The sequence below is a fragment of the Sphingomonas sp. LR59 genome (genome assembly GCF_036855945.1).
GTDB lineage: Bacteria > Pseudomonadota > Alphaproteobacteria > Sphingomonadales > Sphingomonadaceae > Sphingomonas.
On sequence record NZ_JASPFL010000001.1, the window covers coordinates 1,032,522 to 1,049,168 of the forward strand.

General features: G+C 65.7%; 13 protein-coding genes and 1 pseudogene. 3 read left to right on the forward strand and 11 right to left on the reverse strand.

Annotated features, from left to right (window positions below):
* Window positions 1-134 precede the first annotated feature (134 nt).
* From QP164_RS04775 to QP164_RS04790, 4 genes and pseudogenes are all read right to left on the reverse strand, one after another.
* Window positions 135-1,439: a TonB-dependent receptor plug domain-containing protein gene (locus QP164_RS04775; RefSeq protein WP_333922346.1), complete on the reverse strand. Its 1,305-nt coding sequence runs from the start codon at window positions 1,437-1,439 to the stop codon at window positions 135-137.
* A 65-nt stretch (window positions 1,440-1,504) separates the two neighbouring features.
* Window positions 1,505-2,839 (reverse strand): TonB-dependent receptor plug domain-containing protein, encoded by a 1,335-nt coding sequence (locus QP164_RS04780; protein WP_333922347.1) that lies wholly within the window; start codon window positions 2,837-2,839, stop codon window positions 1,505-1,507.
* A gap of 657 nt (window positions 2,840-3,496) precedes the next feature.
* Window positions 3,497-4,948: an NAD-dependent succinate-semialdehyde dehydrogenase gene (locus QP164_RS04785; protein ID WP_333922348.1), complete on the reverse strand. Its 1,452-nt coding sequence runs from the start codon at window positions 4,946-4,948 to the stop codon at window positions 3,497-3,499.
* 180 nt (window positions 4,949-5,128) lie between these two features.
* A pseudogene (locus tag QP164_RS04790) lies at window positions 5,129-5,601 on the reverse strand (nuclear transport factor 2 family protein).
* Between the two features lie 169 nt (window positions 5,602-5,770).
* Between QP164_RS04790 and QP164_RS04795 the strand changes: the two are divergent.
* A complete protein-coding gene (locus QP164_RS04795; protein WP_333922349.1) occupies window positions 5,771-7,918 on the forward strand; it encodes a TonB-dependent receptor in 2,148 nt (715 codons plus the stop codon).
* 1 nt (window position 7,919) lies between these two features.
* Window positions 7,920-8,990: a PepSY-associated TM helix domain-containing protein gene (locus tag QP164_RS04800; protein ID WP_333922350.1), complete on the forward strand. Its 1,071-nt coding sequence runs from the start codon at window positions 7,920-7,922 to the stop codon at window positions 8,988-8,990.
* Here QP164_RS04800 and QP164_RS04805 read toward each other — a convergent pair.
* Together QP164_RS04805 and QP164_RS04810 are read right to left on the reverse strand one after the other, a co-directional pair.
* Window positions 8,950-10,035: a glycosyltransferase gene (locus QP164_RS04805; protein ID WP_333922351.1), complete on the reverse strand. Its 1,086-nt coding sequence runs from the start codon at window positions 10,033-10,035 to the stop codon at window positions 8,950-8,952. The two genes, QP164_RS04800 and QP164_RS04805, sit on opposite strands and share 41 nt — an antisense overlap.
* On the reverse strand, window positions 10,032-10,961 hold the full coding sequence (locus QP164_RS04810; RefSeq protein ID WP_332753672.1) for a galactosyltransferase-related protein: 930 nt from the start codon (window positions 10,959-10,961) through the stop codon (window positions 10,032-10,034). Before QP164_RS04810 ends, QP164_RS04805 begins: the two co-directional genes overlap by 4 nt.
* A 163-nt stretch (window positions 10,962-11,124) precedes the next feature.
* On the opposite strand from QP164_RS04810, the gene QP164_RS04815 reads away from it, so the two are divergent.
* Window positions 11,125-11,346: a hypothetical protein gene (locus QP164_RS04815; protein WP_333922352.1), complete on the forward strand. Its 222-nt coding sequence runs from the start codon at window positions 11,125-11,127 to the stop codon at window positions 11,344-11,346.
* Here the strand turns inward: QP164_RS04815 and QP164_RS04820 are convergent.
* The 5 genes from QP164_RS04820 to QP164_RS04840 form a co-directional block, all read right to left on the reverse strand.
* Window positions 11,343-11,627, reverse strand: coding sequence for a hypothetical protein (locus QP164_RS04820; protein ID WP_132734328.1), 285 nt, complete (start codon window positions 11,625-11,627; stop codon window positions 11,343-11,345). The genes QP164_RS04815 and QP164_RS04820 overlap by 4 nt on opposite strands.
* Window positions 11,624-12,163 (reverse strand): metallophosphoesterase family protein, encoded by a 540-nt coding sequence (locus QP164_RS04825; protein ID WP_333922353.1) that lies wholly within the window; start codon window positions 12,161-12,163, stop codon window positions 11,624-11,626. Before QP164_RS04825 ends, QP164_RS04820 begins: the two co-directional genes overlap by 4 nt.
* Window positions 12,164-12,170: 7 nt before the next feature.
* Complete coding sequence (locus tag QP164_RS04830; RefSeq protein ID WP_333922354.1) at window positions 12,171-13,001, reverse strand: aldo/keto reductase; 831 nt, start codon at window positions 12,999-13,001, stop codon at window positions 12,171-12,173.
* Between the two features lie 127 nt (window positions 13,002-13,128).
* Window positions 13,129-15,465: a GH92 family glycosyl hydrolase gene (locus QP164_RS04835; protein WP_333922355.1), complete on the reverse strand. Its 2,337-nt coding sequence runs from the start codon at window positions 15,463-15,465 to the stop codon at window positions 13,129-13,131.
* An 84-nt stretch (window positions 15,466-15,549) separates the two neighbouring features.
* Complete coding sequence (locus QP164_RS04840; RefSeq protein ID WP_333922356.1) at window positions 15,550-16,557, reverse strand: LacI family DNA-binding transcriptional regulator; 1,008 nt, start codon at window positions 16,555-16,557, stop codon at window positions 15,550-15,552.
* Window positions 16,558-16,647 lie beyond the last annotated feature (90 nt).

The following is a 16,647-nucleotide window of genomic DNA, read 5'->3' on the forward strand; positions in this document are numbered from 1 at the left end:
CCTGATGGCGATCCGTGAAGAGTCCGATCCGTTCAGTCACAGCAGAATCGGTAAGGCGGAGCACGCCGCAAAGCATGCTCCGCCAAGACGGACCGGTTTGGCCAACAGGGGCGCATCCTGCGCCCCTGTCCGGATCAGTATTTCACGCGCAGGCGGGTGTAATAAAAGCCGCCGTTGAACCCGAACGGTCCGCCGTTCCGCGCATAGACCTGACCATCGGACGTTCCCCCGGTCAGCGGATAGATCTGCACCGTCGAATTCGCCGCAAGGCGATCGGGGTGCTCGTCGGTGAAGTTCTGCGCCCCGATCGACAGCGTGAAATGCTCGGCGAAGATGTAGCTCAGTTCGAGATCGGTGGTGAACTTGTCGCCGAACCGTTGATTGGCGTACCCCTCCGCCGGCGTCGTCGCGGTAGCCGCCTTGGTGACCGTCACCCCGTAATCCTGCGCGCTGGTCCACGAGCTGTAATAGTTTTCACGCACGTTGAAGCTCAGATTGCCCAAGGACCAGTTCGCGTTTGCCACCAGGCGATGTTTCGGCGCCAGGTTTTCGGCGTCGATCCGTTGCGCAAGCCCGATCACCTGCTGGTCGAACGATTTGAGCTTGGTATTGTTGTAGTTGTAGGCCAGCGAGAAGTTGAGCATCGCCCCGCTGAACTTGGTGCGATAGGTGCCGACGAAGTCGACGCCGCGCGTCTGCGTCTTGAAGCCGTTGGTGAAATACTGCACTTGGCCATCGACGCCGACCGCTTGCAGCGCCGGCTGCGCGGCGACCGCCGCCGCGTCGACGATGAACGGCGACGTCAGCCCGATCCGGTTGCGCAGATCGATCTGATAGCCGTCGATCGTGATCGTCATGCCGCGGACCGGCTCGAGGATGACGCCGACGCCATAGTTGGTCGATTTCTCCGGCGTCAGGGCCTCCGCGCCGTAATATTGCGCCGGTGCGCTGTCGACCGGATAGGTGCCCGCCTGGAACGCGTTGCCGTTGTTGAACGACGTCGTGACGATCGAGACGTTCGACTGGCCCGGCGACGGCGCGTGGAAGCCGGTGCCGAAGCTGCCGCGGACCGAGAGGCCCTCGACGAGCTTGTAGAGCGCGTTGACCTTGCCGACCCACGCGCTGCCGAACGTGTTGTAATGCTCGTAGCGGCCGGCGGCGCCGACCGTCAGCGCCTCGGTGAGATCGGTTTCGAGACCGAGATAGGCGGCATAGGCCTTCTGGTCGAACTTGCCAGCGGTCGCCTCGCTGGTGCCGGCATAGCCGCTGGCGCCGACGCCTTGCGCCGCGGTCGTGCCCGAATCGACGTACACGCCCGGCGCGGTCTGCGTGTAGAGCTGCTGCGCGACGGCATAGGGACCGGCGGCATAGGATTGCAGGTCGCCCGCGGTCTGCTCATAGGTTTCCTTGCGGAATTCGCCGCCCGCCGAAATCGTCAACGGCGCCGCCAATCCGACCTCGGCCGCCTAGGTGAAGTCGGCGTTGAAGTTCACTTCCCGCTGGATCAGGTCCCCGAAGTCGAAGCTCGTCTGCGTCGCCGGCCCGTAGGAGAAGTTGGCGGAGTCATACATCGACAGCGACAGCTTGTTGCGCGCCAGCGTCCCCGACAGGTCGTAGCTGAAGTCGCCGCTGGTCCCCTTGTAGCCGAGCACGCCGTAGAGCTCCTGAGTCTTGCCGACGAAGCGCGGCGTGAAGCCGGCGGGGTAGAGCTGGTTGAACTTGAAGGTGTTGCCGTCGCGCACGAAGCCACCCGCCTTGCAGGTCGCGCTGCCAGCGGGGCAGGGGTCAGGAAGAACGTGTTGTTGAACGCGCCATTGGCCCCCTGATTGCGCACGACGCCATTCGTGTCGACCGCGGTGCTGCTCACCGAAGCGCGATAGTTGAAGCTCTGGTTACCCTTGTTCTCGGCGTAGTTGCCAAAGAAATACAGCTTGCTGTCGGGGGTGACGTTGATCGCCGCATTGAGCACCGACTTGAACCCGTGCGACGGCGAATTGCCCCAGATCTGCACGGGCAGCGGATAATTGGGCAGCTGCGACGCCAGTTCGGGGAAGTTCTGCGCGAAGTTCGCCGCCGACGGGCGGGTCCGGCCACGGCTGGTCTGGCCCTCATCGACATATTCGCCGGTCGCGTTGATGAAGCCCCAATCGCCCTTGATCCCGGCATTGCCCGCGATCTGATAGCTTTCGCCGTCGCCCGCATAATATTGCCCGGTGCGTCCGACCAGTTCGATACCTTGGTCCTCGCGCAGCCCGTAGTTCAGCACGCCGGCGATCGCATCCGAGCCATATTGCGCGGTGGCGCCTTCACGCAGCACTTGCAGGTTGCCGATCGCGAGCGACGGGATCGCCGAGATGTCGGGGCCCTGCGCACCGCGGCCGAGCCCGGTGTCGCTGCCGCCATAGACCTGCACCAACGCCGAACGATTGTAGCGCTTGCCGTTCAGCATCACGAGCACCTGGTCGCCCGAAAGACCGCGCAGCGACGGCGAGCGGACGAAGGTCGACGCGTCCGAGATCGAATTCTGACCGGCGTAGAACGAAGGCACGATATTCTTGAGCGCATCGATCATGTTCGCCGCAGGCTGCGTCGTCAGGTCGGCCGAACTGATAATGTCGACCGGCGAGGCCGAGTTTGCCAGCGTCCGATCGGTGCGGCGCGTACCCAGCACGAGAATGTCACCAGCGGGTTCGGCTTCGACCGGCGCGACGGCTTGCGGTGCCGTATCCTGCGCGGATGCGGGGACGGAGTCCTGCGGCGGTGCTCGGCCGACGGCATATGCCTGGGATCCGGATACCAATGCGACCGCCATGGCGACGGTTGAGGTCGTGTACTTCATTATCCTTAGCCCCCTTGAAAAGTGGCTTTCAGGATCCTTCCCTAACGCGTCCTCGCTTTGGACCGCCGATTGCGCTCGGCGTGTTTGCAAGTGTCTTTATACTCGGTGCGACGGGCACGGCGCGGCAGCGCGCGCGGTGCGAGCCCCTCGGCCGAAACGGCAAACTGGGCACGGTCTCGCGCGACGGTCGTGCGGCGATGAACACTGGCGGCGGTGTCGGCATGGGTCGGTGGAACAGGGACGAGAGCCCTGATCGAACCACATGCGGACGGCATCGGGCTAGGAGGACGAACGGCAGACTGCAACGCAAACCTTCCTTCCCGGGCCAAGGCGACAACCGATGGTTCCCGATCGCGTGGACCGAGAAACATTATTGCAACAATTCGCCATAGCGGGGGCGGTTTGACAATAGAAAATGCGGCAGAAGACATTCCTTCTGCCGTTTTGTTGCATTTTTATCTCATGTGATGACGCGCGGGGGACTCGCGGTCGAGCTTCACCAGCGACCTTGAAGACGCAAGTGCGCCGATCCGCCGACCTCCTTCGATCGCCGCCGAACGCGCGCAGAAACGCAGGGCTTTCCGTCCTGGAACGGAAAGCCCTGCGGCGTGATGTGCTACGGGGTCGTCGGGCCAGCGGCCGGACGACGTCGCCGGATCAGCTGATGTGCACGGCCTTGGTGACGAGATGCGCAGCGATACCCTCGGGACCGTCCTCGGATCCGTGCCCGCTTTCCTTCACGCCGCCAAACGGGCTGTCGGGATAGCTCAGCCGGACATTGTTGATCGCGATCATCCCCGCCTCGATCGCGTCGCCGAGCAGGTTCTGGCGACGGCCATTCTCGGTGAAGCAATAGGCCGCCAGACCGAACGGCAGGCGGTTGGCTTCGGCAATCGCCTCCTCGTCGGACCCAAAGCGGCTGAGCAAGGCGAGCGGGCCGAACGGCTCCTCGTTCATCGCGCGCGCCGACAGCGGAACGTCGCCCAGCACCGTCGGCTGGAAGAAGAACCCGCCATCACCGCCCCCGCTTCCACCACCATAGTCGCCGCCCGCCAGCAGCTTCGCACCGTGCCCGGTCGCGTCGCCGACCAGCTCGGCGATCGCATCGGGGCGGCGGGCATTGGCCATCGGGCCCATCTGGCTTGCCGCATCCATGCCGTCGCCGATCTTCAGCGTCCGCGTCCGCTCTGCAAAGCCCTTGGCGAACCGGTCGTAGATGCCGTCCTGGACGTGGAACCGCGTCGGCGCGACGCAGACCTGCCCGGCATTGCGAAACTTGTGCGCGACCAGCGTGTCGAGCGTCTTGTCGAGATCGCAATCGTCGAACACCAGCACCGGGCCATGCCCGCCAAGCTCCATCGTTGTCCGCATCATCGTGTCCGCCGCCAGCTTCATCAGCGCCTTGCCAACCGGCACCGATCCGGTGAAGCTCAGTTTGCGCGTGATCGGCGAGGCCAGCAGATGGCGCGACACCATGTCGGGTACGCCGAACACGCACTGCGCGACGTCGCCCGGCAACCCGGCATCCTGGAAGCAGCGCATGACCTCGACCGCGCTACCCGCGGTTTCCTCCGATGGCTTGATGATGATCGTGCACCCGGCCGCGACCGCGGGGGCGATCTTGCGCACGACGTTCATGATCGGGAAATTCCAGGCGCAGAACGCCGCGACCGGCCCGACCGGCTGGTGCAGGACCAGGCTGCGCGACCCCGATGGGCGCGGCAGGACGCGACCATAGATCCGCTGCGCCTCGGCCGCGTGAAAATCGAGCAGCGCTGCGGCGAACGCAACCTCGCCCTTCGCCTCGGCCTGGATCTTGCCCTGCTCCAGCGTCGCGATGCGCGCGATATGATCGCCGCGTTCGCGCAACAGCTGCGCGGTCCGTACCAGGATCGCCGCACGCTTTTCGGGCGGCGTCGCGCGCCAAGCGACGAACCCGCGCTGCGTCGCTTCGAGCGCGCGATCGAGGTCCGCGGCATTGGCGAGCGGCAAGGCCGCCTGACCCGAACCGGTCGCTGGGTTGAGCACGTCGCGCGTGTCGCGACCGTCGCCGCTCAGCCATTCGCCGGCAATATACAGACCGAGCTTGGTATCATAGGCCGTCGTCATGAATCGTCTCCGTTGTGGCGTAAAGGTAGCTGAACGATGATGTCGTTTCTGGGATGTCGTTTCTGGGATTTCGCTGTTCTGGATGTCGTTGTCCCGGTGCGCCGCGATAAGCCCCGCTGCGCGATCAAGAGATCGTGCGTGGCAATCGCCCGACCGGTCGAGCGCGATCTCGCCCGCGGATCAGAGTCCCAGGTCCGAAAGGCCGGGATGGTCCGCTGGCCGAACCCCGCGCGATCCCAGTGAAACAGCCGTTCACCCGGTGTGATCGCGACGTCGTTGATGCTCGCGTGCCGTTCGCGCATGAGCCCGTCCGCGGCGAATGCCCAGTTCTCGTTGCCATAGGACCGGAACCAGTTTCCTGCGCCGTCATGCCATTCATAAGCGAAGCGCACCGCGATCCGGTCGTCGGTGAACGCCCATAGCTCCTTGATCAGGCGATAGTCCTGCTCGCGGGTCCATTTGTCGGCAAGGAACGCGGTGATCGCGTCGCGTCCGGTAATGAACACGTCCCGGTTTCGCCATGCGCTGTCGGCGGTATAGGCGCTGGCGACGCGCGACGGATCGCGGCCATTCCAGCCATCCTCGGCCGCCCGGACCTTCTGGATCGCGGTTTCGGCGGTGAAGGGCGGTATCGGCAGGCGAAGGCTGGTCATGACGGTTCCAAACGAGTTCGTGTCCGGTGCCCGTTATATCCTGCTCGACCACGAGCGACAGCGCCAGCTGACGACAAAGACAAATTACTGCGCAGCCTAAACGACAAGTGCGAACGATTTGCATTAGCGTTCCGGTCCGGCTAGGGCGCAACCGCAATCGGGGGACATCATGCGGTACGGACTTCTCGGGATATTGACGCTGCCGATCATCGGCACGACGGCGCCGGTGGCGGCGCAGGTCGCTACGGTTTCGGCGCCAGGCGATACCGAGGATCAACCCTCACCGGACATCATCGTCAGTGCGACACGCAGCATCCTGCCGCCCAACGCATTGCCGCTGACGATCGACGTGATCGACCGTGCGGCGCTCGATCAGCAGGTCGCGATCGGCGGATCGGTGGTCGATGCGGTCTCGAACCTGACGCCGTCCTTCTCGCCGACGCGACAGAAGCTGTCGGGCGCGGGCGAGACGTTGCGCGGGCGCTCGCCGCTCTATGCGATCAACGGCATCCCGCAGTCGACGCCGCTGCGCGATGGATCGCGCGACGGCTTCACGATCGACCCTTTCTTTATCGACCGGGTCGAGCTGATCTACGGCTCGAACGCGCTGCAGGGGATCGGCGGCACCGGTGGGATCGTCAACCAGGTGACCGTACAGCCGCCGCGCACCGAAGGGCTGTCGGGCCGCGCGCTGGTGCAGGGGACGACCGACACCGGCTTCAGCGGCGACGGCAATGGCGGCAAGGTCGCCGGGCTGCTCGCGTGGAAGTCGGGGCGTTTCGACGTGATGGCGGGCGGCGCATACGACAAGCGCGGCGCGTTCTACGACGGTCACGGCAACCGCGTCGGCACCGACCTGACGCAGGGCGAGACGCAGGATTCGCGCAGCTGGTCGGTATTCGCACGCGCCGGCTATGCGCTCACCGATACCGCGCGGATCGACCTGATCGCCAATCGCTTCGAACTGAAGGGCGGCGGCAATTACATCGCCAGCAACGGGAATTTCCGCACGAACCTGCCGACGACGTCGGTGCGCGGCACCCCGCCGGGCGATCCGGCCGAGAACCGGACCGAGAGCATCGCGCTGTCGCTCACCGATCCCGATCTGTGGGGCGGCAATCTCGTGACCCAGGTCTTCTTCAACCGGTCGCGCGACACGTTCGGCGGCGAGGTCGCGCCGATCGCGACGTTTCAGGACGTGCGGCTCGCACCCGTCGGCCAGTTGTTCGATCAGTCGCAGAATCGCTCGCGCAAATATGGCGGCAAGTTCAGTTACGAGCGCGCCGTTCCCGGCTTCGAGGCGCTGACCGCAACGCTCGGCTTCGACGCGCTGTACGACCGTACCGAACAACGCCTGATCGCGACCGACCGCGTCTGGGTGCCACCCGCCGACTTTCGCAGCCTCGCGCCGTTCGGACAGGTCAATCTCGCGCTGTTCGACAAGGTCGTCCGGATCGCGGGCGGCGCGCGCTACGAGAATGTGAAGATCGTCATCGACGACTACACCACGCTCGCTTCCTACGGCAGCCACGCGGTGGCGGGCGGCAGCCCGAGCTTCAGCAAGGCGCTGCTCAACGGCGGCGTCATCGTCGAGCCGATCCCCGGCATCCGCGCCTATGGCAGCTATGCGCAAGGGTTTACCGTGCCCGATGTCGGCCGCATCTCACGCGCGATCAACCGCGACGGGGTCGACCTCGACAGCTATGTCGACATCGCGCCGATCGTGTCGAACAACCGCGAACTCGGCGTCGAGGTGAAGCGCGGGCCGATGAACGCGAGCGCGACCTATTTCTGGTCGACCAGCACGCGCGGACAGGTTCTGGTGTTCACCGGCGGCGCGTATGAAGCGCAACGGCAGCGTGTCGAGATCCAGGGCATCGAGGTCAATCTGGAGGCACGGATGCCGCTACCGGGGCTGACGCTGTCGACCGGGTTCGCGCATCTGGTCGGGCGGACGGATTCGAACGACGACGGCGCGGTCGATATCGATCTCGACGGCGCGAACATCTCGCCCGATCGCCTGAACCTCGCCGCCAGCTATGTCCGCGGCAAGGTGTCCGCCCGCGTCCAACAACAATTCTATCTCGCGCGTAAATATGCCGGGCTGCCCGCTGCCAATGACTTCAGTGGCTACACTGTCACCGATGCATCGATACGCTACGCGTTGCCGATCGGCGCGCTGACGCTGAGCGCGCAGAACATCTTCGACCATTTCTACATCGATTATTACAGCGACACGGTGCGGCCGACCGACAACGCGCATTTCTTCTCCGGACGCGGCCGCAATTTCACGCTCGGCTGGGACGTCAGGTTCTAGCATGGCGCTGCTCGACACGTTGCACCGCTGGACCGGCGGGTTTCTCGGACTGGTCCTCGCGATCCTCGGGCTGACCGGCGCGATCCTCGTTCACCGCGATGCGTGGATCATGGTGCCCCATGCCGGTGATGCGCAGATCCAGGATACGCGCCTGCTTGCCGAGACCACCGAGCGGTTGATGGCGAACCCCGCGACCCGGCCGCAGAGCATCACGTTCGCCAACGCCAATCTCGGCGTGGACCGGCTCGATTTCGGCAAGGGGGCAGGCGCCTATACCGACCAGGTCGGCACGATCGTCAGCCAGTGGCAGAGCCAATGGGCGCGGCCCGAATTGTGGCTGTTCGACCTGCATCATCATCTCTTTTCAGGCGACACGGGCGAGACGATCATCGGTATCGCAGGCGTGGCGGGGCTGTTCTTCGTGATCACCGGCACGATCCTGTGGTGGCGGACGCGCAAGACGTTTGCGTTCCGGTTGCTGCCGAAGCGGCTCAGTCGTCCGGCGATCGTCCGGCATCACCGCGATCTGGGGATAGTCGCGGCGCCGCTGCTGGTGCTGTCGCTGCTGACCGGCGCGACATTGGTGTTCCGCCCGCTGACCGCGGTGTTCCTCGGGCCCGCCGCACCCGCGACGATCGACGCGGCGCTGAAGCCGCCGACGGGCGCCAAGGTCGCGCTCGCCGACCATCTCGACTGGCGGGGCATGATCATCGCCGCGCGGACGCGCTTTCCCGACGCCGAACTGCGCAGCCTGTCGCTTCCGCGCAACGGCAGCGGCGTCGTCACGCTGCGCATGAAGCGACCGGCGGAATGGCTCCCGAACGGCCGCACGACATTGTGGTTCGCCGCCGATGACGGCCATCTGCTGGCGGCACGCGACGCCGCGTCGCTCTCACGCGTGGTCGCGGCCTACAACATCCTGTACCCGCTCCATGCGGCGAAGGTCGGCGGTCTCGGCTACCGCCTCGTGATGACGCTGTCGGGGCTCGTGCTCGGCCTGCTCGGGACGCTCAGCGTCTGGAGCTTCTGGTTCAAGCGGCCGCGCCGGTCGTCGATGCCGCCGCGCCGCTGAGGGCGGCCCGGTACAAGGCTTCGCAGCGGTCCAGCCAGCGGTCGCGCGTGAACGCCGCCTCGACCCGCTCGCGTTGCACCGCGCGGGGTGCGTCGAGCGCAGCGACGATCGCGCGGGCGAGCGCCGCGACATCGCCCGCGGGCGCGAACGCTCCAATTTCGCCGATGATCTCGCGGACCGCACCGGAATCGAATGCAGCGACCGGCAGGCCGCATGCCATCGCCTCGACCGCGACCAGCCCGAACGGCTCGTCCCAGCACGGCGTGAAGACGAAGACGGAAGCCCGTCCCAGCTCGGTCGCCAGCGCCGCGCCGCTAAGATGTCCGCCGTAGCGCGCGTCGCCGTCGAGCAACGGCACCACCGCAGCGTCCCAATAGTCGCGATCCTCGATCGGTCCGAACAGCGTCAGCGGGACGCCCGCGATCCGCGCCGCCTGGACCGCGAGGTGTGGTGCCTTGTCGGGCGTCATCCTGCCGCACCAGACCGCACTGCCGTCGCCCCGCGCGACGAACGGCCATGCGTCGGGATCGATGCCATTGTGCAGCACCGAGGCCTCGCGCGGGGACCCCTCCGGCCACCAGGCAGCTAGCTGGCGGGCCGAGGTCGCGGTCATGCGGTGCGTCGGTGCCACGCTCGCCTGCACGAACCAGCGCAGCGCATCGTAAGGCGGCACGTGCAGCGACGTGACCGTCGGCACCATAGCGGTCCGCGCCGGCTCGAGCGGAAACCGGTGCAGGCTGTTGTTGTGCACCACGTCGAAGCCACCCCCGGCGATCCGGTCGCAGGCGGCTGCATACCCCTTATCGAGATGCGCGATCAGCGCTGCGACGCCGCGATGCTCGGCGCAGGGAAAGCTCCGCTCGTAAGCCTCCGGGATCACCGCATCGAGCGCAAACCGCGGGTCGCTGTCACCCGATGCGAACAGCACGACGTCATGGCCGCGTGCCTGCAATCCTGCCGCCAGCTGCCAGCACTGCGATTCCATCCCGCCGGCAAAGGGCTGGGCGATCGGCTGGCGAACATGGCACAGGACGGCGATCCTCATTCGGCCGCCTCGGCGCTCTCGCTCGCCGCCAGCCGGTCTTCCAGCAGGCGGATCACGACCGCGGTATTGGCATAGGGCTGGTGGCTCTGCTGTCCGGTCAGCGCGAGATCGGCGGCATCGGGGCGTCGCAGGATCCGGATCGGCCGGCCCGGGGTCGGATCGATCAGCCCCATCAGCCGGAACGCCTGGAGCCAATGCCCCATCGTCCGATACCCCCATTTGGTCTCGAACAGCTCGGCGTTGCGCACCACGCTGTCGAGATGATGCACCGGCGGCATGTGGTGCGGATGATATTGGTGATACGCCAGACCGCCCTTGATCCAGGCGATCGGGATGCCCGCCTCGTCGAGTGCCTTGCCGAAATCGGTATCCTCGCCGCCATAGCCGACATAGCGTTCGTCGAAGCCGCCAAGGCCGAGGAACGTCGCCCGCCGCATCGCGAAATTGAGCGACCAGAAACAGCGATAATCGGTGCAGATCTCGATTCCCTGCGGCGGCGGGCCGCGACGATCCGAATGCTTAACCGCAATCTCCGCGAACCGCTCATACGACCAGTCGCCCGCGGTCGCGCCACCCGGCAGGTACAGGACCTCACCCATCAACAGACCGTCGAAGCTATCGAGGAACCCGGCATAATCCGCCAGCAGACTCGGCGTCGGAATGCAGTCCATGTCGAGAAAGACGATCGCCTCGCCGGTCGCCGCCCGCGCCGCGACGTTGCGCGCCGAGGCAAGCGGCAACGCGTCGGCGACGATCCGCATCTGGCGGATCGGGAACGGCGCCTCGGGCAGGTCGTACAGATCGTCCTGCATCACCGCGACGATCAGCTCGACCGGCATCAGCGTTTGTCGCATCAGTCCGCGGACCACGTTGACGAGATGATCGGGACGCCCCTTGCCCAGGGTGACGACGGAAACTTCGGTCATGATGATAGCTCTGCGTGAAGGGGAGGGGTGCAAAAGGGCAGGCGTGGCAGGCGGTCCGCTCGGTCAGCGCCGCGCGGTTTAGGGATTGGGGCGATCATCGCGGGCACGGCGGCAATCCGGTCGTCGTACTCGGCATAAGGCCCGTCTTTCCACGGCAAGCAGTGTGATCCGCACAGGATTGCCGGATTGCGTCGAGAGCCCGGAATGCTTCGAGAAACCGGAGTGCGTCGAAAACCCGGGTTGCGTCGAGAACGACGTGAAGGCCGACATGGTTGCCGAGCCAGAACGATTGACGAACAAAATCACCACCCCCGGTTTGGGCGACGGCATTTTTGCCCCGGATCTTCACACAGCCGACCGGGAGCGCTGCACGTTGCGGCGCTAGAGTCCCGCCTTTTCGAGCGCGGCGGCGATCTCCGGATCGATCGCGACACCCGTTTTCGGCGTCATGCGATTGAGTACCGTGTGGATCCGGCTCTGCGCGACCTGCAACGTCTTGTATCGGACTTCGCGGATCGCATTGGTGCGCCACGACGAGCTTTCTCCCAGCAGCGCCGCCCATTTCGCCTCCTCGCCCGCGAGGATCGACAGCGCCAGCCGCAACCCGTCGCGTCGGCCATGGGCGTAATCGTCCGATGCCGTCTGGTGTGGCGAAGACGTCTTCATGCGGTTGCAGTCCCTCGGCGGATGATCGGATCGTGGATTTCGGTACGTGGCGAACGGTCGAGCAGATTGGCAAGCGTTACCGGGCGAAAGCCGCGCGGGTCGACGCCGACATCGAACTGGCGCAGCACCGGCTTGAGCTTGCCGTGGCTATGCCCGTGCAGATTGATCGACCGGCGATGCTGCCCGTTCCAGCGGCTGAACGGGTAATGGCATAGCACCAGAGCCGTCCCGTCGAGCGTCAGTTCGGCGTAATCCTGCACGCTGGCCCACCCTTCGGCCGCGCCGGTTGCGGGCGGATCATTGTTGCCCCGGATCAGGTGCTTGGTCCCGTGCAATTGTGCCAGCAGGTCGGATACGTCCGACGGGCGGCGCGCGACATCGCCGAGATGCCACACCGTGTCCGCGGGACCAACGACCGCGTTCCAGCCGGTGACGATCGCGGCGTCCATTTCGGCGACGCTGGCAAACGGACGACGGTGAATATTGAGCGTCCGATGATCGCCGAAATGCGTATCCGCCGTAAAATACACAGTCATCCGACGCTCACAGCATCTCGAGTGGGCGACGCGTCCGTGGCGCTGCGAACGCGGTATCCAGCGCGACCAGATCGTCCGGCGACAGCCGCAGGTCCGCCGCACCACGATTGTCCTGCACATGCGCCACCGTGCCGGCCTTCGGAATTGCGATGACGCCGTCACGGTTCAGCACCCAGGCGAGCGCGACCTGCGCCGGGCTCGCGCCGATCGTCCGCGCGATCCGCGCCAATGTCGGATCTGCGATCAACCGGCCCTGCTCGACCGGGCTATAGGCCATCACCGGGATGCCGTGCTCGGCCAGCCACGGCATCAGGTCGAGTTCGGGCCCGCGCCGCGAGAGATTGTAGAGGATCTGGTCGGTCGCACAGCGATCGCCGCCACCCTCGATCAGTTCGGCCATGTCGTCGGTATCGAGATTGCTCACGCCCCAATGGCGGATCTTGCCCGCCGCCTTGAGCGCTTCCATCACCTCGACCGTCTCGGCGAGCGGCACCGATCCGCGCCAATGCAGCAGATACAGGTCGAGCCGGTCGGTCCCCAGCCGCTTGAGGCTCGCTTCGCATGCCGCCGCCAGCCGCGTGCGCGATGCGTTCTGCGGATACGCCTTGCTGACGAGGAACAGGTCGTCACGCACGCTGCCCAGCGCTTCGCCGATCGACGTCTCGGCTGCGCCATCGCCGTACATTTCCGCGGTGTCGATCAGCGTCATGCCTAGCTCTACGCCGCGGCGCAGCGCGGCGATCTCGTCGGCACGGTGCGCGGCGCGCTCACCCATCATCCAGCTACCCTGGCCAAGCGCCGGTACCGTTTCTCCGCCTGGAAGCGTCACGCTCTTCATGGTCTGTCTCTCGAGATATCGGTTCCAGAGGATAACGCGGAAGGGGCCGTTCGGGCGCATAGCTCCACCCAGTCTCCGCAATGTCGACCCGCTCCGCCATAGGACGGACGCAGATCAGCGGGGCAGATCAGTGGCGCAGGGCGGCAGTCGAGGACGAAAGCGGCCGGGCCTTCGCACGCTTGCCCCAGAGCTTGTTCGGCTGCGCGCCCATCACGAACCGCAATTCGCCACCCTGCCGGATCTCGTCGTCGCGCAGATAGCTGCGGGTGAGGGGCGTGCCGTTCAGCGTGACCGACCGGATATACGGGTTCGCGTCCGACAGATTGTCCGTCCGGATCGCGAACTGCTTGCCGCCGGGCAGCGCGAGCGTCGCCCGCGACAGGAACGGGCGACCGATGACATACTCGTTCGACCCCGGCGCGACCGGATAAAAGCCGAGCGCCGTGAACACCAGCCATGCGGACATCTGGCCGAGATCGTCGTTACCGCTCAGCCCCTCGGGTTTGGCGCCATATTGGCTCCGCACGATCTGGCCGAGCCGCTCCTGCGTCCGCCACGGTGCGCCGGCATAGTTGTAGAGATAGGCGACGTGGTGGCTCGGTTCGTTGCCGTGGATGTACTGGCCGATCAGCCCGGCGATATCCTCCGCATGGCTGTAATCGACCTTCGAATTGTCGAAGTCGAACATCGCGTCGAGCTTCTTCACGGTCTTCGCATCGCCGCCGAGCAGCCGGAACAGACCCGCCTGATCCTGCGGCACGAACCAGCTATATTGCCACGCATTGCCCTCGGTATAATCGGAGCCGTAATTGATCGCGGTGGGGTCGAAGGGCGTGCGGAAACTGCCGTTCGCGAGCTTTGCGCGCAGCCAGCCGGACTTCGCGTCGAAGCTGTTGCGCCAATTGCCCGCGCGCTTCTCGAACCGCTCGGCAATGGTGGTCTTGCCCATCCGCCGCGCCATCCGCGCGATCGTCCAGTCGTCATAGGCGTATTCGACGGTCTTCGACGCGGCCTCCGGCTCCTTGTCGATCGGGACGTATCCGCGCTGGATGTACTCGCCGAGCCCGCCGTAAGACGCATGGTCGGCGCTCGCGACCATCGCCTGCAACGCGGCGTCCGCGTCGAAGCCGCCGATGCCCTTCATATACGCGTCGGCGATAACGGGGACCGCATGATAACCGATCATCGTCCACGTCTCGCGCCCGGCGAATTGCCAGACCGGGAGGATGCCGTCGGGGCTGTGTTGCTGGCTGGCGATCAGCGATCGGACGATGTCGCTATTGGTTTTCTCTGGCTGGATCAGTGTCAGCAGCGGGTGTTCGGCGCGGAACGTGTCCCATAGCGAAAAGGTCGAGCGGACCGTGAAGCCATCGGCCTGATGCACCTGATCGTCGGGCCCGCGATACCGCCCGTCGCTGTCGCTCCAGACGCTCGGCGCGAGCAGGCTGTGGTAGAGCGCGGTCGCGAAGATCCGGCGCATCGGTGCCGCAGCCTCGAACTTGACCGCGCCGAGTGCGGTATCCCACTCGCCCTGCGTCCTGGTGCGGACCGCGTCGAAGCCGCCGGGTTCGCTGTCCAGATTGGCGAGGGCCCCGGCCTCGTCGACTCCCGAGATCGCGACCTTCACTTCGAGCGGAGCGTCGAGCGGGCCGAAATCGAGCCGCGCCTCCAGCGCGCGACCCAGCTTTTCTGCGAGCGTATCGCTGCCACGGCCCGGACCCTGGAATCCCTTGTACGCGATGTCCTTGTCGCGATCGACCAGCGCGTGACCCACTAGCGGCGCAGAAAACCGCATCGCAAAGTAGAGCTTGCGCCCGGGCGCCCAGCCGCGCGTCTCGCGAAAGCCGGTGAGCACGCCGTCGTCGCGCAGGTGCAGCCCCGACCACAGGATCTTGCCAGGGTAATTATAAAGAGACGATCGCAGATCGACGACGAGATGCGCGGCCTTGCCCTTGGGAAAGCTGTAGCGATGCACGCCGATCCGCGTGCCCGCCGTCATTTCCGCGCGCACGCCGGGACCGTCCAGCGTCACCGCGTAATAGCCCGGCTTCGCCACTTCGGTGGCGTGCGAAAAGCGTGAGCGATAACCGGGCGCGGCGGGCATGCCGGGGTCCATCGGCACCGTGTCGCCCGATAATGGCATGACGAGGATGTCGCCCAGATCGGAATGCCCTGCGCCCGAGAAATGCGTGTGGCTGAACCCCTCGATCGTCGGATCGTCATAGCGATAGCCGGCGGCGTGGCCGTAACAGGTGCGGATCACGCAGGACGTATCGGTGTCCGGGGACAACTGGACCATGCCGAACGGTGCGACCGCCCCTGGGAACGTGTGCCCTTCGCCGCCGGTGCCGATGAACGGATCGACCGCATCGCTCGGCGTGGCCGCGTCCTGGGCATTGGCGCTGGTGGAGAGAAACAAACCCAGCAAGGCGCCCGCAAGGCGTGATCGCTTGAAAACCGACATCGAGATCGCCCGTATGGAGGAAGAGATTGCCGCGGAATATTGCAGGCGATCGTCGATCTGAGAAGCGCCGCCCGATTTAATCGGTCAGCGAGCCGAAGCTGGCTGTGCAGTACTGCCGCGAACGATGAGTTCGTGATCCAGCGTGACCTGTCGCGACGGGCTGTCTACGCCGCGCAGGATATCGACGAGCAACTCGACGGTGCGGCGGCCGATCATCGCCTTGGGCTGCGCGATCGTCGTCAATGGCGGCTGAAAATAGCGCGCGAGCGGGAGGTCGTCGAAACCGATCACCGAGACGTCTTTCGGGCACGATAGTCCCGCGTCGCCGATCGCACTGAGTGCGCCCATCGCCATCTCGTCGCTGAAGCAGAAGATCGCAGTGACGTCCTGGGCGAGCAGGTCGCGGGTCTGGTCGACGGCGGGGCCGGCCGAATAGTCGCCGACGCGGATGTGTAGGCTGTCGCGAAGGCCCGCGCGGGTCGCAGCGTCGATCGCGCCGGCGAGGCGGTCGCGGCTGATCGGGCTGATCTCGGGGCCAGTGACGACGCCGATCCTGCGATGGCCGAGCGCGATCAGATGCTCGATCGCATCCGCGCTGGCGGCGGCATTGTCGATATGGACGCTCGGGACGCCGAGGTCGGGACTGTATTCGCAGCCGTTGACGATCGGCGCGGCAGTCCCTTTGCGCGCCATCAGCGGGGCAAGGCTGGTTGGCAGGCGGTGACCGAGGAAGATCAGCCCGTCGACTTCGCGGCGGGAGAGCATGTCGGCATATTGGTCTTCAACGTCCGGATCGTGCCGCGTGTCGCCGACCACGACCGAGTAACCGGCATCGCGTGCGGCCTCTTCGGCGCCGCGGATGACGCTGGCGAAGAACGCGTTCGAGATATCGGGGACGGTCAGCAGGATCTTCGCCGCGCGCAACGTCCGCAGGCTCCGCGCGGCGACGTTGGGCGCGTATCCGGACTCGCGAACGACCGCCAGCACCCGCCGTCGCGTGTCCTCGGACACCTGTTCGGGGCGGCTGAGAACGCGCGAAACCGTGGCGGTCGAGACGCCTGCGAGAGCGGCCACTTCGATGATCGTCGGCATAGGGTCGTCATGGATCCGGTCGTCGGCACTGTCGATATATATCCGATGTAATCCTTTACATTCGTTTCGAGCCTCCGTAGCTTCCGGGTC